General features: G+C 69.3%; 19 protein-coding genes and 1 tRNA gene. 8 read left to right on the forward strand and 12 right to left on the reverse strand.

Features of this window, described 5'->3' with window-relative positions; all coding sequences use genetic code 11:
* Positions 1-5: 5 nt before the first annotated feature.
* Positions 6-1,088 (reverse strand): LacI family DNA-binding transcriptional regulator, encoded by a 1,083-nt coding sequence (locus G6O69_RS26695; protein ID WP_176397102.1) that lies wholly within the window; start codon positions 1,086-1,088, stop codon positions 6-8.
* Between the two features lie 421 nt (positions 1,089-1,509).
* Positions 1,510-2,229: an SDR family oxidoreductase gene (locus G6O69_RS26700; RefSeq protein WP_172306330.1), complete on the reverse strand. Its 720-nt coding sequence runs from the start codon at positions 2,227-2,229 to the stop codon at positions 1,510-1,512.
* A 315-nt stretch (positions 2,230-2,544) separates the two neighbouring features.
* Between G6O69_RS26700 and G6O69_RS26705 the strand changes: the two genes are divergently transcribed.
* Positions 2,545-2,617, forward strand: a tRNA-Thr gene (locus tag G6O69_RS26705).
* A gap of 130 nt (positions 2,618-2,747) precedes the next feature.
* Here G6O69_RS26705 and G6O69_RS26710 read toward each other — a convergent pair.
* The 8 genes from G6O69_RS26710 to thiS form a co-directional block, all read right to left on the reverse strand.
* On the reverse strand, positions 2,748-3,131 hold the full coding sequence (locus G6O69_RS26710; protein WP_172306331.1) for a hypothetical protein: 384 nt from the start codon (positions 3,129-3,131) through the stop codon (positions 2,748-2,750).
* A 196-nt stretch (positions 3,132-3,327) separates the two neighbouring features.
* Positions 3,328-3,633 carry a hypothetical protein gene (locus G6O69_RS26715; protein WP_172306332.1) on the reverse strand — a complete coding sequence of 102 codons (306 nt, stop codon included), beginning with the start codon at positions 3,631-3,633 and terminating at the stop codon, positions 3,328-3,330.
* Positions 3,630-3,860: a hypothetical protein gene (locus tag G6O69_RS26720; RefSeq protein WP_172306333.1), complete on the reverse strand. Its 231-nt coding sequence runs from the start codon at positions 3,858-3,860 to the stop codon at positions 3,630-3,632. Before G6O69_RS26720 ends, G6O69_RS26715 begins: the two co-directional genes overlap by 4 nt.
* Before the next feature lie 526 nt (positions 3,861-4,386).
* Positions 4,387-5,616: an alpha/beta hydrolase-fold protein gene (locus G6O69_RS26725; protein ID WP_172306334.1), complete on the reverse strand. Its 1,230-nt coding sequence runs from the start codon at positions 5,614-5,616 to the stop codon at positions 4,387-4,389.
* 41 nt (positions 5,617-5,657) lie between these two features.
* A complete protein-coding gene (locus tag G6O69_RS26730; protein ID WP_176397103.1) occupies positions 5,658-6,665 on the reverse strand; it encodes a S26 family signal peptidase in 1,008 nt (335 codons plus the stop codon).
* Complete coding sequence (locus G6O69_RS26735) at positions 6,586-7,323, reverse strand: thiamine phosphate synthase (protein WP_172306336.1); 738 nt, start codon at positions 7,321-7,323, stop codon at positions 6,586-6,588. The genes G6O69_RS26730 and G6O69_RS26735 overlap by 80 nt, the downstream gene beginning before the upstream one ends.
* 7 nt (positions 7,324-7,330) lie before the next feature.
* Entirely contained in the window at positions 7,331-8,080 is a 750-nt protein-coding gene (locus G6O69_RS26740; protein ID WP_172308335.1) for a thiazole synthase, read from the reverse strand.
* Positions 8,081-8,137: 57 nt separating this feature from the next.
* Complete coding sequence (gene thiS, locus G6O69_RS26745) at positions 8,138-8,341, reverse strand: sulfur carrier protein ThiS (protein WP_346017085.1); 204 nt, start codon at positions 8,339-8,341, stop codon at positions 8,138-8,140.
* A 297-nt stretch (positions 8,342-8,638) separates the two neighbouring features.
* Here thiS and G6O69_RS26750 point away from each other — a divergent pair, with 297 nt between their 5' ends.
* From G6O69_RS26750 to recJ, 7 genes are all read left to right on the forward strand, one after another.
* Complete coding sequence (locus G6O69_RS26750) at positions 8,639-9,352, forward strand: Crp/Fnr family transcriptional regulator (protein WP_172306338.1); 714 nt, start codon at positions 8,639-8,641, stop codon at positions 9,350-9,352.
* Positions 9,353-9,488: 136 nt separating this feature from the next.
* Positions 9,489-10,676 carry an alanine racemase gene (gene alr / locus G6O69_RS26755; RefSeq protein ID WP_172306339.1) on the forward strand — a complete coding sequence of 396 codons (1,188 nt, stop codon included), beginning with the start codon at positions 9,489-9,491 and terminating at the stop codon, positions 10,674-10,676.
* A gap of 84 nt (positions 10,677-10,760) precedes the next feature.
* Positions 10,761-11,990: a tRNA guanosine(34) transglycosylase Tgt gene (gene tgt / locus G6O69_RS26760; RefSeq protein WP_172306340.1), complete on the forward strand. Its 1,230-nt coding sequence runs from the start codon at positions 10,761-10,763 to the stop codon at positions 11,988-11,990.
* 203 nt (positions 11,991-12,193) lie between these two features.
* Entirely contained in the window at positions 12,194-12,592 is a 399-nt protein-coding gene (gene yajC / locus G6O69_RS26765; RefSeq protein ID WP_172306341.1) for a preprotein translocase subunit YajC, read from the forward strand.
* Positions 12,593-12,595: 3 nt separating this feature from the next.
* Positions 12,596-14,767 carry a protein translocase subunit SecD gene (gene secD, locus G6O69_RS26770; protein ID WP_172306342.1) on the forward strand — a complete coding sequence of 724 codons (2,172 nt, stop codon included), beginning with the start codon at positions 12,596-12,598 and terminating at the stop codon, positions 14,765-14,767.
* Between the two features lie 14 nt (positions 14,768-14,781).
* Positions 14,782-16,464: a protein translocase subunit SecF gene (secF, locus tag G6O69_RS26775; protein ID WP_172306343.1), complete on the forward strand. Its 1,683-nt coding sequence runs from the start codon at positions 14,782-14,784 to the stop codon at positions 16,462-16,464.
* Between the two features lie 9 nt (positions 16,465-16,473).
* Positions 16,474-18,255: a single-stranded-DNA-specific exonuclease RecJ gene (gene recJ / locus G6O69_RS26780; protein ID WP_172306344.1), complete on the forward strand. Its 1,782-nt coding sequence runs from the start codon at positions 16,474-16,476 to the stop codon at positions 18,253-18,255.
* 9 nt (positions 18,256-18,264) lie between these two features.
* Here the strand turns inward: recJ and G6O69_RS26785 are convergent, their stop codons facing one another.
* Together G6O69_RS26785 and G6O69_RS26790 are read right to left on the reverse strand one after the other, a co-directional pair.
* Positions 18,265-19,272: a hypothetical protein gene (locus tag G6O69_RS26785; protein WP_172306345.1), complete on the reverse strand. Its 1,008-nt coding sequence runs from the start codon at positions 19,270-19,272 to the stop codon at positions 18,265-18,267.
* 231 nt (positions 19,273-19,503) lie between these two features.
* A complete protein-coding gene (locus tag G6O69_RS26790; RefSeq protein WP_172306346.1) occupies positions 19,504-20,493 on the reverse strand; it encodes a tetratricopeptide repeat protein in 990 nt (329 codons plus the stop codon).
* Between the last annotated feature and the right edge of the window lie 161 nt (positions 20,494-20,654).

The following is a 20,654-nucleotide window of genomic DNA, read 5'->3' on the forward strand; positions in this document are numbered from 1 at the left end:
ATCGTCTACTTTCGTTTGGGAGGAGGTGCGGACGAGCCCCGGACGACCAGCTGCGTGGGCAGCATGACGTCGTCGACGGGCTTTTGGCCGCGGAGATCGTGGAGCATCGCCACCGCCCGCTGGCCGATGGCGCAGGCGTCCTGGCGAAGGGTGGTCAGCGGCGGGCTGAGGTATTGCGCGAGCTCGATGTCGTCGAAGCCGACGACGCTGAGATCGCCGGGGACATCGAGGCCGGCGTCGCGGGCGGCCAAGATGGCGCCGAGGGCGATCATGTCGTTGTAGCCGACGATGGCGGTCACGCCGGCGGCGAGCAGGTGCGGCGTCAGGGCGCGGCCGTCCTCGACGTCGACGGGCTGCGGCTCGGGAGACACCAAGGCGTCGCTCGGCAGCTCGGGGCGTCGCGCGATCCAGCGCGGGTCGATCTCGATGCCCGCGTCTTCGAGGGCGCGTCGGTAGCCACGCTCGCGCTCGCTATCCGTGCGAGCTCGTAGGCCGCGGATGCCCAGGTAGGCGATGCGCCTGTGTCCGAGGCGAAGCAAGTGCTCCGTCGCCGCCTGGCTGCCGGCCGCGTTGGCCACGCTGATCTCGGGCAGGCCAAAGGGCCCCTCGGTCTCTGCGTTGATCAGCAGCGTGGGCGGCTTGGCCTCGAGCAGCCGCGCCTTGACCTCGGGGGTGACGCGCGAGGTCGAGATTGCGAGGGCGTCTACCTGGCGACTGAGGAAGAGGTCGATCGCGCGCAGCTCCCGGGCAGGGTCGCCGTGGGAGGAGTAGATGACGACCGTGAGATCGTGGCGCTCCGCCTCGAGTTCGAAGCCGCGAACGAGCTGGCCAAAGTAGGGATCCGCGATTGAGCTGAGGATCAGCCCAATGGTGTGGGTCCGCTGATTGCGGAGACCGCGGGCGAGCGCGTTGGGCTGATAGCCGAGCTCGCGGGCGAGGCGCTGGACCCGCTCACGGGTCTCTTCGCTGATCAGCGGGCTGTCGCGCAGGGCCCGGGAGACCGTGCTGTGCGAGAGCCCCGCCTCGCGGGCGATGTCTTTGATGGAGACGCTCAAGGTGCCTGCGGAGACCTTTGCACACGTGTGCATCGTTGCAAGCGGCCGACTTCGAGGGATCTCGGGGAGCTTCACGAGGCGCGGGCCCAGGCGCGGGCGCGCCCAGCGAGGGCAGGCAGCCGCGCTGCGCTGGGAATCGGCAAGCTGCCCCCACGGACGGCGCGATGCGTGGGCGTGCTCGGCTGGCGAGCTCGGGTCGAGATCGCGCGCGCCCGTGTGACTTTGGCCCAGTCAGGCGCGGCGAAGGGCGAGCCCTCGGGGAGCTGGTCGAGGGCTCGCGCGCAGCTTTCGCCACTGTTGAGCCGGCGCGATCGGGGTTGGTTCCGACCGATTCAGATCGCTGTGCTCGCTCCGACTCGACGCCCGAGTCGGGCGGACGCCAAGCTCGCTGATCTGATAGGGATTCGCTCGATCGCTGTGGTCGAGCATCGCGCTTCGACCACAGCCGGCAGGATCACTGCGCTCGAGTCGGGCGGATGACCAGCTCGTTGACGTCGACGTCCTCGGGCTGCTCGATCGCGTAGCGGACCGCCCGGCCGATGGCGTCGGGCTTCAGCGCGATGGCTCGGTAGGCGTCGAGCATGGCCACCGCTGCCTCGTCGGTGGTGGCCGAGGCGATCTCGCTCTCGACCACGCCCGGGTGGATGCAGGTCACCCGCAACCACGGCGACTCCTGGCGCAGACCCTCGGAGATCGCCCGCACGGCGTACTTGCTCGCGCAGTAGACCGCCGCCGTGGGGACGACCGAGTACGCTCCGATCGAGCCGATGTTGATGATGTGGCCGTGCTCTCGGGGCTGCATGACCCGCAAGGCCGCGGCGATGCCATGGAGGACGCCCTTGATGTTGACGTCCACGGTCTGCTCCCACTGCTCGACTTGCAGCGCGGCCATGGGCGACAGGGGCATGATCCCGGCATTGTTGATCATCACGTCGACGCGGCCCCACTGGGTCCTGGCGGCTTCGACGAGGGCCGTGACCGAGCTGCGATCGGTCACGTCGGTCTGCTGAACGATGGCCGCGCCGCCCTCGGCCGTGGCAGCTGCTGCGACTTCCTGGAGGCGATCTAGACGGCGGGCGCCGAGGCAGAGCTTGGCGCCCGCGCGCCCGAGCTCGTGGGCGATGCCCGCTCCAATGCCGCTGCTCGCTCCCGTGATGACGATGACTTTGTCCACGCTGCTTCACTCCCGTCTCCGGCGCGTTGGCGTCGGTGGTGATGCGACCAGGATGTCTGGGCAGGGGGGCGGGGAGAAGGCTCGAGCGCAGGGATGTCGTGTTTTGCGCGGCATCGAGAGGCTCGGCGGCTCGGTAGAGAGATCGTTGTGGTCGCGGGGCAGGGGAGAGGGGGAGCGTGAGGGGCGCGGTTGCTGGCTGAGGCGTGTTCTTGGGGGTTTTGGAGGCCTGCGGGGGCTCTGCTCGGGAGTGGTTGACCCTGGGGTCCGGGGGCACTACAAACAGCGCCCCGAACACCACAGCGCAGCGCGCAACACGCCCAGATAGCTCAGTTGGTAGAGCAGCGGTTTCGTAAACCGCAGGTCGCAGGTTCAAGTCCTGTTCTGGGCTCTCGTAAACGGCCGCCAGGTAGTCCTGGCGGCCGTTTTCGTTCAACTACTCTGCTGGCATCTTGCCGAAACCTCGATCTCGCTGCAGTGATGCGCCAGTCGGGACACGCGAGCACAAGCGTCACGCTGGCCTAGATGGAGCGGAGACCACTGGCAGAAGCAAATGTACGGAGCCAGTCGGCGAGAGCCGCGGGGTTGGGCGGAGGAACAGTCGGGCCATTCGGCCACAACTTCGCCACAAGCGTGGGGGCCACGTTATGAGCTACCTTTGCCCCGTACGTGTAGTCGTCGGACTCAACCATCTCCCGCACGCAATTCTCAACGAAAGTAACAACCTTCTCATGCAGGGCGTTGCGTTTCGAACGGAGATGCTCAAGACCAGCTTCCCATTTAGTACCCTCGGCGGTTTGTACAAACTTCACAATCTTGTCTGCATCGGACACGGACTGGAGGAGACGCACGAGGTTTTCGGCGTCAGCTGTTCTGTCTGGGAGGATTTTCGTTGTGGTTGACATCGCCCGACTCTAACCGAACCAGACCGCAAGCGACATCCTGGTAGTCGTTACCCCTGTGCCAACAAGGGTGAGACAGCGAGCCTCAAAGAATTTAGTGTAGGAGAGGGCGAGATCGAACCAGCAGATGACCGGCTCGAAGTGCAGGTGGAGGTCAAGCCCAAGCGCCGGCGCCCCCGCTACTGAAAGCCTGGTTGGTTCACAGCCCCGTGAGATCCGGCCCACCCCCCTTCACGGAGCCCCAGACCGCGACCACGAGCACATGGTCCCCGTACTCGACGTAGTACACGTGGTTCCGAGTGCGGCGTAGCATCACGCGCCGCACCGGATCCCTCGGGTGTGCGTGGCGCTTGCCGGCCCCGGGCGCAGACCCGATCAGCTCGATCGCCTGAGCGAGCTCGATTTCGAACAGGTCGGGCGCCTTGTCCCGGTGTGCACGCCACCAGGCGTCCAGCTCCAGGATCTGCAAGTCCGCGTCGGGTGTCGTGATGACTGGCTTGCTCACCGGCGACGCTCACGAAGACGCGCGAGGATCTTCTCAGCCGGGTTGACCTCGCCGCGGGCGGCCTGGTCCAGGCTGCGAGAGATCGCCGCGTTCAGGGCCGCGAGCTCGCGCTCGTCGAGGTCGTCGCCCTCGTCGTCGATCACGAGCTCGAGCTCAGTCCCCTCAGGCAGCTTGATCTCCTGGTCGACGACCAGGCGACCGTTTCGGACTGTGGCGCGGACTCCCACTCCGACAGCGTAGCCCCTGCTCTCGCGCCCACGCAACGGCGCCGCCGATCCCTGCCGCTATCCTGCCGCGAACCTGCCGTTTGACCCCGATCTGAGCCAACCGGCGCCAGACACGACCAACTCGACTTCTCCCACCTGCGAGGCCCTGCGCGGCCAAGTACACGATTTTGTTCATCTTCCGTGCGCCCCCGCAGGCAGCGCTTCGTCGGGCTTCACGACATAGATCAGCGCGAACGGGAACCGACGGAACACGAACCGCCGCACTCTGGGATCGACCTCCGGCCACGCGCCCGGGCGCTCGCGGACCAATCGCTTGGCCCTCTCCGTTTCGTCGAGACGCCACGCCCAGCTCGTAGCTGCGCGAGGCTACGCTCGATCTTTTCTTCGAGGCGTTCTCCACGAGACGCTCGTTCATCCTTCATCGACAGGACTCTACGCCACCCGATCCACCCGACCACGGCAGCCTGGCCCACGCATGGCCGATCCCGACGGGATCAGATCACCCCCAAAACCGACACCACCAAGCTCACTCGAAAAACGCGAGCATCACATCCGGAAAGCGCCGCCCCCAGCTGTCCTCGTCGTGCTCCCCCTCGGGATCCTCGAACCCAAAGAGCGCCTCCCCGAGCGCATACCCATACTCCTGCTCGAGCAGCCCGACCATCTCGATCCCCCGCGTCGTCGCGGCCTCCTCGATCACCTCGTTGTGAAAGCCGCCCGTTCGGATCAGCCCCCAGTCGATCCACAGCTGCGGTCGCACGTCGGGATCCGCGAGGGTCTCCCCGAGCAGCGCCACCAACAGCGAGTCCGCCAGCGCGCCGCCCTCGAAGTCCCCACCAAACACCGGGTCGAGGCCGAGCCAAAACGAAGACGACATGCAGCCCGCGTGGCCAAAGACATCGGGGCGGTCGTTGGCGACGAAGAACGCCCCCAGGCCCCCGCGCGAAGAGCCGACGATGGCCGTGTGCTCGGGGTCGCCGAGGGTGTTGTAGTGGGCGTCCACGAAGGCGCGCAGGTCGTCGGCCAGGTAGTCGGCGTAGTCCTCGACGGCGCAGCAGGTCTCGGGGTCGAGGTCGCCGGTCCAGGGCGTGTGCGAGTACTCGTAGTCGCGGTCGTTGGGCTCGACGGCTACGACGATCACGGCGTCGAGCAGGCCCTCGGCGTAGAGCGAGCTCAGGGCGCCGGGCACGTCCCAGGTCTTGTTGGCCGAGCCGCCCTGCCAAAAGCTCGAGCTGCCGTCGTTCATGTAGACCACGGGGTAGCCGGGGCCGCAGGCGTCGTAGTCCCGGGGGAGCAGCAGGTGGACCTTGTGGGGGGCGCTCACGGGGGTCTCGGGGCCGGGCAGGCCGAGGTCGAGGGCGTCGTAGGTGTGAAACCACCCCGCGGGCGAGCCGGCGTCGTGGGACCACGCCAGCTGGCCGCCGAGTTCGAAGGCGTAGGACTCGTCCGTGGGCGGGCCGGGGGTGGTCTCGGTGCAGGGCTGACCGGTGTCGGCAGAGTCGGTATCGGTCGAGTCGGTATCGGTCGAGTCGGTGTCGGCCGACTCCGCGTCGGTGTCAGCGGGCGAGTCGTCGGTCCCCGACTCCCCGTCCTCCGGGGTGCCCGCTGACGACTCGTCGCTGGCGCCGAAGGTCATCACGGCCTCGTCGCTGCTGTCTCGAGCGTCGTCGTTTCCCTCTGCGCCATGACCAGGATCATGGGTGCAGGCGGCGAGGGCGAGCACGAGCGCGGGCAGCTGCGAGCGAGGCGCGGACACCTCGAAACACTCGCAGATTCACGCGCTCGCGGCCAGGCAGCTCAGGGCAGCCAGGCCAGGCCGCGCGAGCGCGGGTCGCTGTCCGGCGCCGCCCCGGGGTCGCCCGCGAGGCGCAGCACGACCTCGCCGCGCAGCTTGTCCGCGGGCACCCAGCCGAGCTCGCGGCTGTCACAGCAGGCGCCCTCGTCCCGGTTGTCGGCGAGGATCAAATAGCCCTCGGCCTGGAGCTCGATCGGCCCGAGGTCGCCGGGCAGGGCCATGCCCGTCCAGGTCGGGGGCACGGAGCTGGGGAGCACGGGGTAGCGGGCGTCGCCGAGGGTCTCCCAGGCGGCGGTGCGCAGCTTGGGGGTGTCGACCTCGCGCTGGTCTTCGCCCAGGACCGGCTGGCCAGCGAGGATCAGCCGCATGGGGTCGATCAGCTTCTGGGCGAGGGGGCGGCCGTTGACGGCGAGGCCCAAGCTGGCGTCGGGGACGTTGAAGGTCACGGTGTCGCCGGGCACGGCGAGCACGCGGCCGACGCGGAAGTTGCGGGGGGCGTCGCGCTGGCCACGTTCGCGCACGCGCTGCCAGTTGCTCTCGACGTCGTCGACGTCGACCACGGCGGTGTTGCGCAGCTCGCCCTCGGCGAGGCGATCGGGATCGATGATCCGCTCGCCCTCGCTGGGGCCGCTGGGGCCGTCGAGGGGGTCGTCGGCCAGCTGCGGCTCGTCGGGCGGCTCGAAGGCGAGGGGCGTGGGCGTGGGGTCGTAGACGACGATGTCCCCGGCCTCGATGCCCCAGCCGCCGCGGACCATCATCACGGACTCGCCGTCGAGGATGGTGGGGGCCATGCCGTCGCCGTGGATCTGCAGCAAGGTGGCCAGGGTCGCGCGGGTGAAGATCAGCCCGACGCCGCCGAGGAGCACGGCGGCGGCGATGCGCGTGGACCAGCTGCGCTGGCGCCCGCGGGGGCGTCGCTCGTCTTCGTAGTCATCGTCGCGGCGGCCGAACATGGTCTTGGCCGGGGCCGGCTGGCGCTTGGAGCAGCAGCGGGCGCAGGGCCGCGACATTGTCCTCGGCGTTGGCGATCGAACCAAAGAAGAGGCTGATTCCCGCCACGCCGAAGGCGCCGGCGTCGAGGCAGGCGCTGGCGTTTTGTGTGTCGACGCCGCCGAGGGCGAACACCCGGGCGCCGCTTCGTGTCCAGCGGCGCAGCTGAGCGAGGCCGAGGGCGTGCTTGTCCACGCCGGGCTGGGCGGTGTTGGGCGGGAAGATCGGGGCGACGCAGGCGTAGTCGCTCGCGCGCGTGCGGGCGTCCTCGTCGGCGGCCGGGAGGCCGTGGCAGGAGCGGCCGACGAACCAGCGCGGGTCGACGAGCACGCGGGCGTCCTCGATGCGCCGAAGATCGGGGTCGCCGCGGAGCTGGACGCCGGCCAGGGGAGGATCGGCGGCGAGGATCCGCTCGCGCTCCTGCTCTCGGCGCAGGGCGAGGGCGTCCACGGAGAGCAGGGCAGGGACGCCGTGTGCAGCCAGGGCGTGGCGCAAAGGCGCGAGGCGGCCGCGGGGATCGAGGAGCGCCCGCGGGCCGGCGCCGGGATCGCGCAGGAGCACGGCGAGCTCGCTCGCCAGGGCGTCGCTGGCCGCACCCCGAGCCCAGGCGTCGACGATCCCAGGATCGATCTGCGCCGCGGCGCTCGAGGGCGGGGTGATCGCCAGCAGCCGAAACACGCGCGCGCTACTCGATCAAGCCGATGGTCGGGCTCGAGGCGTGGGCGTGCATGCGCTTGGGCATGCGCCCGGCCTCGTAGGCCAGGCGGCCGGCGATGATGCCCAGGCGCATGGCGTGGGCCATCTGCACCGGGTGCTTGGCGGCGGCGATGGCCGTGTTCATGAGCACCGCGTCGCAGCCCAGCTCCATGGCCACGGCGGCGTCGGAGGCCGTGCCCACGCCGGCGTCGACGATCACGGGGACCTTGGCCTGCTCGAGGATCAGCGCGAGGTTGTGGGGGTTGCGGATGCCGAGGCCGCTGCCGATCGGCGCGGCCAGAGGCATGACGGCGGCGCAGCCGAGGTCCTGGAGCTTGCGACAGACGATCGGGTCGTCGGTGCAGTAGGGCAGGACCGTGAAGCCCTCGTCGATGAGGGTCTTGGCGGCCTCGAGGGTCTGCTCGTTGTCGGGCAGCAGGGTCTTGGGGTCGCCGATCACCTCGAGCTTGACGATGTCGGCGATGCCGAGCTCGCGGGCCAGGCGAAGCGTCCGCACGGCCTCGTCGGCGCTGTAGCAGCCGGCGGTGTTGGGCAGCAGGGTGTAGCGATCGCGGTCGATCCAGCTCAGGAGGTTGTCCTTGGCCTTCAGATCGACGCGGCGCAGGGCCACGGTGACGATCTCGGCACCGCTGGCGGCGAGGGCTGCCTTGGTCTCGGTCGCGTCGGCGTACTTGCCGGTGCCGACGATCAGCCGCGAACGCAGGGTTCGCCCGGCCAAGGTCCAGGTCGAGGGGTCGGGGGTAGCGGGGGAGGGGATGGGAGCGTTGGTCACGGATCAGCCTCCGCCGACGAAGGTGACGACCTCGAGCGCGTCGCCCTCGCTGAGCACGGTCTTGCCGTGCTCGGCTCGAGGGACGATGTCTCGGTTGCGCTCCACGGCGACCTGCCGCGGGTCGAGGTCGAGCTCGGCGAGCAGCTCGGCCACCGTCTGGCCGTCGCGGGTCGTGCGGGGCTCACCGTTGAGGACGATCGTCGGCACGGGCGAACCGTACTCGAAAGCGATGCGCGCGGCCCCTCGTCCCGACCCGAGGGGCGGAGGCCGCTCGCGAGTCGGGTATGCAGAATGCGGGCCGAGCGCTACGCGCATGGGTCGTCACATGGTGCTGCGCATCACAGCACACAGTTGCTGGCCGCCATCACCTGTGGTGTTCATACAACAGCCGATCTCCCCTTGCCCTGCGCGTCTGTCGCACTGTTCATCCGAGTAATTTCAAGCGCTTAGCCCAAAACGAGGGACAGGGAGAAGCTGGCATGATCTGTGCTCTGTGTCACCACCATGGAGAGCCGACGACCGTCCATCCCCCTCGAGCGCCTGTCCGTGGAGGAGATGCTGGCTTGCATCGAGCCGTTTACTGCCGCTCGAAACGAGGAAATAGAGGTGCTCGGTCGTTCGGTCGTGCGCAGCCGCAAGCCGGCGCAGACGGTGCTGATCCGCGAGGGGCATAGCCCCGATGGCCTCTATGTCGTGCTCCGTGGCCGCGTGAACCTGACCCGCGGCGCCGACGGTGGCCGCGACCTGATCTTGAGCTCCCTCGGGCCGGGCGAGGTCTTTGGGGAGGCCTGTGCGGTCGAGGGCAGTGGGGCGTCGAGCACGGCGATCACGGCGGTGCCCACGGACGTGGCCCGAATCCCGGCCGATGTCCTCTCGGCGCACATCCGCCGCGACCCCAACACGCTGATCCGGCTGATGCGCCTGATGAACGAGAAGCTCAGCGAGGTCGAGTCGGTGGCCAGCGCGCTGGCGCTCTACGACGTCGAGGAGCGCCTGCGTCGGACGCTGATCCGCCTGGCCAAGCGCCAGGGCCGGCACTCCCCGGCCGACGAGGGCTGGATCCTGGCCCCGGTGCCGACCCAGTCCGAGCTCGCGCGCATGGTCGGCTCGTGCCGCGAGACCGTCTCGCGCACCTTGAGCTCCATGGCGCGCAGCGGGCTGCTGAGCTCGAGCGGTCGCCGGATGATCCTCGGCGAGTCCCTGATGCAGGGGGCCTGAGTCCCGCGTCGCGCTCTCGAGACGCCACGAGCAACACGACGACCCCGCCGGCTCGGCCGCGCGGGGTCGTTGCGTTCGAGGGGGTCGCGGGATGGAGGCCATGGCTCACAGCGAGCTTTTGGGCTATCGGGGTCGGGTGAGCCCGAGCGCCTCCTACCGCGGACCCGAGCGGCGCAACCAAGACCGCCGACAGTCGCGGACCGTCGAGGTTCGCCCGACCTGGGCCGGCGTGGATCAGGCCGCCCTGGCCAGCAACCTGCGCGCGGTCCAGTCCCACGTCGGTGAGCGCTGCCGGGTGCTGGCGGTGGTCAAGGCCGACGGCTACGGCCACGGCGCGGTGGACAGCGCGCGCAGCTTCGTCGCGGCCGGGGCCTGGGGGCTGGCGGTCTCGCTGATCGAAGAGGGCGTGGAGCTGCGTCAGCACGGGGTGCGGGCGCCGGTGCTCGTGCTCGGCGGGGTCTCGCCGGGATCCGAAGACGTGATCGTCCACGGCGCGCTCACGCCGGTGGTCTGGGCGCCGCAGCACCTTCAGCTGCTGGCCGCGGCGGTCCGGCGCAGCGGGGCCGAGCGCCTGCCGATTCACCTGAAGATCGACACGGGGATGTCGCGCCTGGGGGTGCTGCCCGAGGACCTCGACGGGCTCCTGGACGCCCTCGGTCGCTACGAGGACGAGCTGCGCGTCGAGGGGGTGATGACCCACTTCGCCTGCGCCGACGACCCCGACGACCGGGCCACGAGCGAGGCCCAGCTCGACCGCTTCCGCGCCTGCCTCGCGCGCCTGGGCGAGCGCCGCATCCACCCGCAGATCCGTCACGTGTGCAATAGCGCGGGCCTGGTCCGCTTCCCCGAGGCGCACCTCGACATGGTCCGCCCGGGGATCGCCATCTACGGCGCGGGCTCGAGCCCGGCGGTCGAGCTCGCGGGGTTGCGCATGGCCATGGGCGTGCACTCGCGCCTGCTGGGGATCCGCGAGCTCCCGGCCGGGACCAAGGTCTCCTATGGCCACCGCCAGACCCTGGATCGACCCTCGCGCCTGGGCATCGTGCCCGTGGGCTACGGCGACGGCTACCCGCGCAACATGAGCGGGCGGGCCCAGATGCTGATCCGTGGCCACCGCTGCCCCGTGGTCGGCAACATCACCATGGACCTGTCCATGGTCGACGTCAGCGACCTGCCGGACGCCCGCGAGGGCGAGCGCGTGACCCTGCTCGGCAGCCAGGGGCGCGAGCGCATCGACGTCTACGAGATGGCGGAGTGGGCGGGGCTGATCCCCTACGAGGTCACCTGTGGCCTGTCCAAGCGCGTGCCTCGGCGGCTGATCTGAGCACCGAGCCAAGGACGGATCGGCGCAGGGATCCGAGCTTCCACCGTCGCCCTCGGAGCCGGAAGCAGGTATCAATGGCGGCCGATGACCGCACCATCCACCGAGGAGCTGCGACCCGACCCCGCCGCGGGGCTCTCGACCTACGCGGAGCTGCGCGCGGGCCAGGACTGGGCTCACCCGCCCGGTCACTTCGAGATCCTCGCCGAAGATCCCGACAGCCACGCCCGCGCCGGCCGGCTGTGGACGGCCCACGGCCCGGTCGAGACGCCCTGCTTCATGCCCGTGGGCACCTACGGCGCGGTCAAGGGCCTGATCCCCGATGAGCTGCGCGCCGTGGGCTCGCAGGTAGTGCTGGCGAACGCCTACCACCTCACGCATCGCCCAGGTCCCGAGCGGATCCGCGCGCTCGGTGGGATCCACGAGTTCATGCACTGGCCCGGCCCGGTGCTCACGGACTCCGGGGGCTATCAGGTGTTCAGCCTGCGCTCGCTCCAGACCATCGACGACGGCGGGGTGGACTACCGCACGCACTTCGACGGCTCGCCAGCGCGCATGACCCCGCGCTCGGTGCTCGAGGCCGAGGCCGCCATCGGCCCGGACATCTGCATGATCCTCGACCAGTGCCCCCCGGGGGACTCGGACCGCGCCACGCTGCGGGCGGCCATGGAGCGCACGACCCGCTGGGCCCGAGAGGCCGCGGACATGCGCCGGGAGATCCTCCAGCCCTGGCAGCTGTGCTTCGCCATCGTCCAGGGCGGCACGGACCTCGAGCTGCGCCGAGAGCACGTCGAGGCGCTCTCACCCCTGGACTTCGACGGCTTCGCCCTCGGCGGCCTGAGCGTCGGCGAGCCGGTCCCGCAGATGCACGCGACCATGGCCGCCGTCGCGCACACGCTCCCCCGGGACAAGCCGCGCTACGTCATGGGCATCGGCACGCCGGCGGATCTCATGGCTGCGATCCGCGCGGGCGTCGACATGTTCGACTGCGTGATCCCCTCGCGCCACGCCCGCAACGGCCAGCTGCTGACCATCGAGGGCCGCTTCAACATCCGAAATGGGCGCTTCCGCGAGGACGATCGGCCCCCGGATCCCGACTGCGCCTGCCCGACTTGCGGGCGCTTCAGTCGCGCCTACCTGCGCCACCTCCACGTCCACAACGATCCGCTCTACGTGCGTCTGGCCACGATCCACAACCTCTACTTTTTTCATCAGTGGGTCGCCGCCCAGCGCCAGGCGATCCGAGCGGGGCGCTTTTCAGCCGTCGCCGCCGCCCTCGAGCAGGCCCTCGGCCCCTGGCACAAGGGCCGCTCGTAGACGAAATTATCGATTGATTTCATGTGTTTGGCTCCTAGCGGTGACCCCGGCCGGTCTCGATTGACCCCAGCCGGTCGCGCTGCTACCTAGCCGCGACGTGTCAGCGCTTCCCCTCGAGGCGCTGAATCCCACGGAAAGGGGGCGCCCTCGTCAGATGGTGCCCCCCTTGGCGTGATACTCAACGCCGCTCACGAGGCTCTCCCATGCTCGCCCAAATTCAAGTGCTCCTCGCCGAAGGCCCTGGCGCCGGCTCCCCGCTGACTAGCGTGTTGCCCTTCGTCCTCATGATCGGGGTCTTCTACTTCCTGGTCGTGCGTCCCATGAAGAAGCAGGAGGACGAGCGCAAGAAGCGGCTCGCCGAGCTCAAGCGCGGCGACGAGATCGTGATCAACGGCGGGATCCTCGGTCGTGTCAGCCGCATCGACGACGCGATAGCGATCGTCGAGATCGCCGACAAGGTCAAGATTCGCGTGCTCAAGAAGGACATCGCGGACTTCCAGGAGAACGCCCTGGCCAAGGCCAAGGAAGAGAGCAAGGACGACAAGGACGCGGACAAGGACGCCAAGGACAAGGACGCCAAGGAGTCCAGGAGGGCCGGCTGAGCCATGCGCCGCTTCGTCAAGATCAAGGCGCTGCTCTTGCTGCTGCTGCTCGCCGCGGCGGTGCTCTCGGTGGTGCCCTCCTTCGCTCGCGTGGGCAACTTCCACGACCAGCTGCCCGGCTGGGTCACGGACAACTTCACCCGCGAGTTCCGCCTCGGCCTCGACCTCCAAGGTGGCCTGCACCTCGAGTACTCGGTCGCCGTCGAGGAGGCCCTGCAAAACAAGCTCGACCAGGTCGCCGGAGAGCTCGAGAGCGCCTTCAAAGAGAAGAAGGACCTCGCCGTCGAGGTCAGGCGCGAGGGCATCGACACCCTCGACATCGTCTTCCCCAGCCCCGAGGACGTGAGCCTCGCGACCGAGGACGTCATGGCCGTGTCTTACGGCTACCTCGTCGAGGAGGACGACGACCGCAGCATGCGCGAGGAGGGCATCATCCGCCTGCGCGTGCCCGAAGAGGTCATCGCGGAGAACCGCAAGACCGTCGTCGGCCAGGCGATCGAGACCGTCGAGCGCCGGGTCAACGCCATGGGCGTGGCCGAGCCCAACATCTACCCCAAGAACAACTACGTGGTCATCGAACTGCCCGGCGTGAGCGACACGGCCACGGAGCTGCGCGCCGCCGCCAACGAGGCCACCAGCCAGCTCTTTGCGATCCTGTCCGAGGCCAAGGGCGTGCAGCCCTCGGCGATCGAGAACCGCGAGGACCCGGGCGCCGTCGACGTGCGCATCGCCGACCAGGACGCCCGCGCGCTGATCTCCGAGGTCTTCGGCGAGAGCAAGCTGGTCACCGACGAGGCCGGCTACACCGAGATCATCGACGACCGCCTCGGCGCCCAGATCGCGATCGTCCCCGAGGACCCGGGCGCGACGCCCGACCCGGAGAGCGTGACCCTCACGCTGACCGAGTACGCCCGCGACCAGGTGCTCGAGGGCTCGAGCGAGTTCCGCCGCCTGCTCAAGGTCATCGAGCGCGCCGCCGTGCTCGAGATGCACCTCGTCGACGACGAGACGCCCTTCAAGGACACGGGCAAGCCCTACTTGCGCGCGCTCTTCGAGGCCGGCTTCGTCACCCAGGGCATGGGCATCTCCGTCAACATGGAGTCCGACTACGGCCGACCCGAGAAGGGCGGCGTGGTCATCGAGGAGCCCTTCACCTACTACGCCCTCGAGCGCGAGACCCTCGAGCGCTTCTTCAACAGCCTGCCCGCCGAGTGGCGCCTGCCCAGCACCCACAAGGTCGCCTTTGGGCGCACGCCCATGACCTTGCGCCGCGGCGAGGACCCCACGCAGGTCTGGCGCACGCACATCATCAAGAGCCGCGCCGACATCACCGGTGAGCGGATCGTCAACGCCAGCGTCGGCTACAAGCAGGACACGGGCACGCCCCAGGTCGAGGTCAGCTTCGACAAGATCGGCGCCCGCGACTTCGACCGCATGAGCGGCGACAACGTCGGCCGCAAGATGGCGATCATCATGGACGACATCGTCGTCTCGGATCCCGTGTTCAACGAGCGGATCTCCGGCGGCAACGTGGTCATCACCTTGGGCTCCGTGCCCGGTGAGTCGGTCCGCGAGCAGGCCAACGACCTGGTCAAGGTGCTCAAGAGCGGCTCGCTCCCGGCCCGGCTCAACAAGGAGTTCGAGATCCGCGTCGGCGCCGATCTCGGCCGCGAGTCGGTCGAGAAGGGCTTCAAGGCCTTCCTCATCGGCCTGAGCCTGGTCATCGTGTTCATGGCCATCTACTACCGCGGCTCCGGCGTGATCGCCGTGATCGCCCTGGTCATGAACATGACCCTGGTGCTCGCCGCCATGGCGCTCTTCCAGGCCACGCTGACCTTGCCGGGCATCGCCGGCATCGTGCTGACCATCGGTATGGCAGTGGACGCCAACGTGATCATCTTCGAGCGTATCCGCGAGTATCTACGCGAGGGCTACACAGCCCGCGCCGCCATCGAGGCCGGCTACGACCGCGCCTTCACCACCATCTTGGACTCGCAGCTGACCACGGCCATCGCCGGCCTGGTGCTCTGGCAGTACGGCTCGGGCCCAATCCGCGGCTTTGCGATCACCTTGTTGATCGGTATCGCCACCTCGATCTTCACCGGCGTGTTCGCTGCGCGAGTCTTCTTCGACTGGCAGGCCAACCGGCGGGGCTTCGACAAGGTGTCCATCTGAGGGGGGAGGCTGACATGGCTGACAACGACAACACGCAGACCCCCGAGTCCGAGAACACGAGCGGCGCCGACCGTCGCCGCCGTCGCGGGAGCCGCTCGGCCAAGAAGCCGGCGGCGCCGGATCCCAGCAAGCTCGAGTTCTTCACCCTCGTGCCCACGAGCACGAACCTCAACTTCGTCGGCAGGCGCAAGCTGTGGCTGATGGTCTCGATCTTCGCCGTGCTGCTGAGCATCGGGACCATGGTCGTCAACAGCGCGACCAAGGGCTCGGCGCTCAACTTCGGCATCGACTTCCAGGGCGGGTCCTCGATCCGCCTGGCGCTGACCACCGAGCCCGACGTCGAGGAGCTGCGCGGCATCCTCGATGAGGCCGGCTACGCGGGCAGCAGCGTGGTCAGCGTGCCCGACGCGGACCAGGAGGTGCTGATCCGCGTCAAGGAGGTCATCGCGATCTCCGACGCCGAGCTCGAAGGCTGCCGCGAGGCCCTGTCTGGCCTCGAGGGGGCGTCCTTGCTGCCGGAGGAGGAGCAGGGCTTCTTCCACCCCACGGACGGCTCGAAGATCTTCATGAAGTTCGACGCCCAGCCGGCCTACGCCGACATCGAGCGGCTCATGGGCGACGCGGGCTGCGAGGGCGCGGCCTCGGCTGGCGTGACCAGCAACAGCCAGGCCGTCGAGGGCGAAGCCACGCCTGTGGCGTTCCCCGTGGAGTTCGCGCTGATCGGTGTGGGCGCGGACATCTCCAAGGTCATCGACGACGCCCTCGGGGCGGGGACGGTCGACCACATCGTCGCCAGCGAGACCGTGGGCGCGAAGGTGGGCAGCCAGCTGAAGGTCGACGGCGTCAAGTCGATGATCTTCGCGATCTTCTTCATCTTCTTGTTCGTCATGATCCGCTTCGACCTGCGCTTCGCGCCGGGCGGCATCGTGGCCCTGGCCCACGACGCGATCATCGTGGTCGGCGCCTTCGCGCTCACCGGCAAGGAGTTCAACCTCCAGTCGATCGCCGCGCTGCTGACGATCATCGGCTACTCGATCAACGACACCATCGTGGTCTTCGACCGTGTGCGCGAGCGCGTGGCCATGTTCCGCGACGACCCGATCGAGGAGACCACCAACTCGGCGCTCAACGAGACCCTCAGCCGCACGCTGCTGACCTCGACCACCACCATCTTGGTGGTCCTGGCCACCTGGATCCTCGGTAGCGGCCCGATCAAGGACTTCAGCTTCGCGCTCTTCGTCGGTCTGATCGTCGGCACCTACTCGTCGCTGTGCGTCGCCTCGCCGGTGTTCTTGTGGGTCAACGAGAAGATCTACAAGGGCAAGGGCCACCTGATCACCGCCGACAACGACGCCGAGCGCGGCACCGGGACCCTGCTCGGGGGCCCGCAGGTCGAGGCTGGTGGGGAGGACGAGGGCGAGGCCGAGGTCGAGGAGCCGCGCCAGCGCGCTGGTGGTGCTCGCCGCCGTCGCCGTGGCCCGGCCGCCTCCGCTGCGGCTGGTGGGGCGACGGCGACGACCAATAGCGCCTCGTCCGCTGACGACGATGCCGATGATGACGACGACGCCGATGGCGACGCGTCCGAGGTGGAGGCCGAGGGCGACAGCGAGATCGCCGACGCCCTCGACAAGGTCTCGAACGTCGACAAGGACCTCGGTGAGCGCAAGTCTCGCCGTCGTCGTCGGCCCACCAAGTAAGGGCTGGTCTTGGCCGAGGCGGCGGCGGCAGCGAGCGAGGAAGACCTCGCGGCCTTCGAAGAGCCGCCTCGGGCCCACGTGCGTGGGGCCCTGGGTCGCTGGACCCGGGCCCAGCTGCACGAGCGCGCCGAGGAACTCGACGTCCACCCGGTGGTCGTCGAGCTCCTGGTCGGCCGCGAGATCGAGGATCTCGAGGCCCAGCGCCGCTTCTTGAGCCCGCGCCTGGGCGAGCTGACGCGGCCGGACTCCATGGCCGGCTACGAGGCCGCCGTGGACCTGCTGACCACGGCTCGCCAGCGCCGCTGGCGGGTGGGGGTGTTCGGCGACTACGACGTCGACGGGGTCACGACGACGACGATCCTGACGACCTTCCTCGAGCGCCTCGGGGTCGAGATCGTCGCCAAGGTCGCCAGCCGCGAGGGCGGCTATGGCTTTGGTCTCGAGCCCGCCAAGGCCCTGCACGAGGCCGGGGTCGACCTGGTGCTCACCGGTGACTGCGGGACCTCGGACCACGAGGCCCTCGAGTGGCTGCGCGCCCGCGACGTACCCACGGTGGTCATCGACCACCACCAGGTCCCCGAGACCATGCCCCCGGCCACGGCGCTCATCAACCCGCACCAGTCCGGCTGCGACTTCCCCTTCAAGGGCCTGTGCAGCGCGGGGGTCGGCTTCTATCTGGCCGCCGGCGTGCGCACGGCCCTGGCCAAGGCCGAGCCGAGCGCGCGCGAGAACCTGCCGGATCCCCGGGCGTGGCTCGACCTCGTCGCCCTGGGCACGGTCTGCGACATGATGCCCCTGGTCGAGGACAACCGGATCCTGGTCCGCCATGGCCTCGAGCTCATGGGCCAGCGCCGGCGCCCGGGGGTCCGCGAGCTCCTGCGTCGCGCCCGGGTCGAGGAGGGGGTGTCGGTCGACGAGGGCACCTTGGGCTTCGTCATGGGCCCGCGGATCAACGCCCCGGGTCGCCTGGGCAGCGCCGAGCCGTCGCTGGAGCTGCTCCGCGCGCGCTCGCCCACCGAGGCCGAGCCCCTGGCCGCGCGGGTCGAGATGTTCAACAGCCAGCGGCGCTCGCTCCAGGACAAGATCGTCGGCGAGGCCCTGGCCCTGCTCGCCGCCGATCCCAAGAGCCCGCGGCGCAGCGGCCTGGTCGTGGCCCGCGAGGCCTGGGCCCCGGGCATCGTCGGGATCGCGGCCTCGGGCATCGTCGAGCGCTACCGCAGGCCCACGCTGGTGATCGGCGTCGACGCGGGCAGCGGCGAGGCCCGGGGCTCCGCGCGCTCGGCCGCCGGCGTCGACGTGCGCGCGGCCCTGGCCGAGTGCGGGGACCTGCTGCGCCGCTTCGGCGGGCACAAGGCCGCCGCCGGGGTCAGCCTCGACCCCGCCAACCTCCCGGCCCTGGTCGAGCGCTTCGATCGCGCCTGCGCCGAGCAGCTCGGCGAGGAGGCCGGCCGCGACCCCATCGACGAGCACGACGGCGAGCTCGCCCTCGAGGACATCGATCTCGAGTACATCGCGGCGATCGAGTCCCTGGGCCCCTTTGGCGTCGGCTTCCCGCGGCCGCGCTACCTGTGCGCCGGGGCGAAGGTCGTGTCCACGCGGATCATCAAGGACCGCCACCTCGCGCTGGTCCTGGCCCAGGGCAAGGCGCGGCGCGACGCCATTGCCTTTCGCCAGGCTGGCCTGCCGATCGCCCGCGGAGACGAGATCGGCCTGTTGTTCACGCCGGAGCGCAACACCTTCCGCGGCTACGATCGCGTGCAGCTGATCGTGCAGCGAGCCTGGCGAGCCTGAGCGCGGGGCTCACTCCTCGGTGACGCAGATCCCCAGGTTCTCCTGACCTTCGGGGGCCTCGCCCTCGGAGAAGAAGGCCGTGCAGGCCATGCCCTCGAGCTCGCACTGCGGGTTGTCGAGCTCGCAGAAGTTCGTGCAGCACGAGTTGCCTTCGCAGGCGGGCACGAATTCCTCGCCCACACAGTAGAGCCCCGGCGCGCAGGCGTTGCTCGAGGTGCAGGGCTCGCCCACGCTCTCTGCGAAGGTCGGGTAGCACAGGAAGTCCTGACCGCTCCAGTAGCAGCCGTCGGCGTCCCCGCAGTCCTGGGCGATGGGATCGCAGGTCGGCAGGCAGATGGTGAGGGTGCCGTCGTCGGTGATCGAGCAGGCGGATCCCTCGGCGCAGACCGGCTGATCGGGGGAGCCCTCGCAGTAGGGGACGCAGGTCCCCTCGTCGTTGGCGTCGAGCAGGCAGTAGGCGCCGGCGCTGCAGCTGTCGCTGCCCGTGAGCGGGCCGTCCGAGGTGCAGGGCTCGCCAGGCGCGTCGTCCCCGGTGATCGGCACGCAGACGTTCGAGCTGCCGTTTTCGCCGTCGATCTGCTGCGTGCACTTCTCCCCGTCTGGGCAGTCCTGGGCCCAGGGGTCGCACTCGGGGATGTCGAGGAAGTCCGGGGCAGGTCCGGCGTAGAAGCTGCCGCCGTTGTCGTCCTCGCCGTTGGTCGTCTCCTCGCCAAGGGTGTCCGTGGACATCTCCGCGCTGGTGTCGGTGGTGGTCTCTGCGGTGTCTGCCGTGGTCTCCGCCGTGGTCTCCGTGTCGGCGTCCATCATGGCGTTGGTGGTCGAGGTCTCACCTTCGTCGTCGCTGGCGGAGCCATCGTCACCGCAACCGGTGATCGCGAGGCCACCGAGGAGCAGGGCCCCGAGCCAGCGGGGGAGGGGCGCGAGGGCGGGCTGTTGGAGGCTCGCGCCGCAAAAGGGGCAGCCCTCGGTCGATGGGCGGACATGGCGGTGGCAGGTGTCGCAGACGATCAACGGCATGAGGAGAGACTAGTGTCAAAACTAACTTAAATCATATAAAAACTTTTAAATCTGTCTTCATTCTCGCATGCAACGTAATTCGGAAAACAAATCTATGTTTGCAACAGCTGAGCTCGCGCAAAGCCTGGCTCGTCCCCGAGGTCTCCGGGGCTGCGCAATCAATTCGAATTCAAACCTGAGGGCGCGTCTTCGACTGATCGCCGCGCTGGGGCGGGGAGCTTCGGCGCGCGCTCAAAAGCGCATGGTCCAGACCAGCGAAGCTTCGCGCCCGCGCTGCTTGCCGACGCGGACCTCATCGACCGCCAAGGTGACGGTGCCCGCGAGGAAGAGCGCGCCGCCGCCAGCCATGGTGATCGCGCCGGCCAGATCGGTGGCGTAGATCTCCGGGCAGCTCGGCAGGGGATCACTGAGCTTGGGGCAGTGACCATCGATGGCGTAGAGGGCTGCGCCCACGCCGATGGCCGCGACGCCGCCGGCCATCATGGTGATCTCTGCCCAGCGCGGCAGGACGCGTCGAAAGGGCTTGGCCTCGGGCTCGACGGGCGGCAGCACGATCGTGGGCGCCTCGCCGAACTCGAGCTTGACCTCGTCGCCCTCGGTGGCGACGTCGACGACGGTGGTCATCGGCTTGGTCTCGCCGTCGCTGCTCTCGATGTAGACGCGGTAGCGGCCAGGGATCAGGTTGTCCGCGCCGTCCGAGCCCGTGGGGCGCTCGTTGAGATAGACCCGGCAGGCGACCTCGCACTGCACGCGGACCGCCGCGGTGCCGAGCTTCTCGAGGGTGCCGATGCGCTCCTTGTGCAGCGCGGACAGGCCGGGGCCAAAGCTCCGCGTTGGCAGGGGATCGCCGTGCGCGGTGCGGATCGCCTCGTCCATCACATCGCGGGCTTCGTCGGACTTGTCCGTGGCCAGGAGCGCGCGAGCCAAGGTCAGCTGCGCCATGGTCCGAAGATCTTGGCCCTGTGGATCGATGGCGAGGCGGGCCGCGTGACGCTGGAGCAGCTGCAGGGCGTCGCGCAGCTGCTTGGATCCGCGGGGAGGATCTTCGTTGGCGAGGCGCTGAGCGTCGCGTACGCGCTGCTTGGCCGCTTCGTACTCGGCGTCGGTGGAAGGGGCAGCGGCGCCGCCCCCTGCTGTGGGCGCGGGCGGCTCTGCGCTGGCCTCGGACGTCGGCGCCGGAGAAAATGAGAGCAGCGCGGCGAGGAGCGAAGCGGAGATCATCGCAAGCGAGAACTTAGCATCGCTTCGCCGGCGGCTGCGACGCTGGACATGCGGACGTGTCTGATCTTGCCCCATCCATCAGCATGGTTCGTGCCTGGAACGAATTTCCAGCTGGCTCGCAGGGCATCGTGGAGCCCAGCGCGGCTCCTCGCGCCGGGTTT

This window comes from Pseudenhygromyxa sp. WMMC2535 (assembly GCF_011083025.2).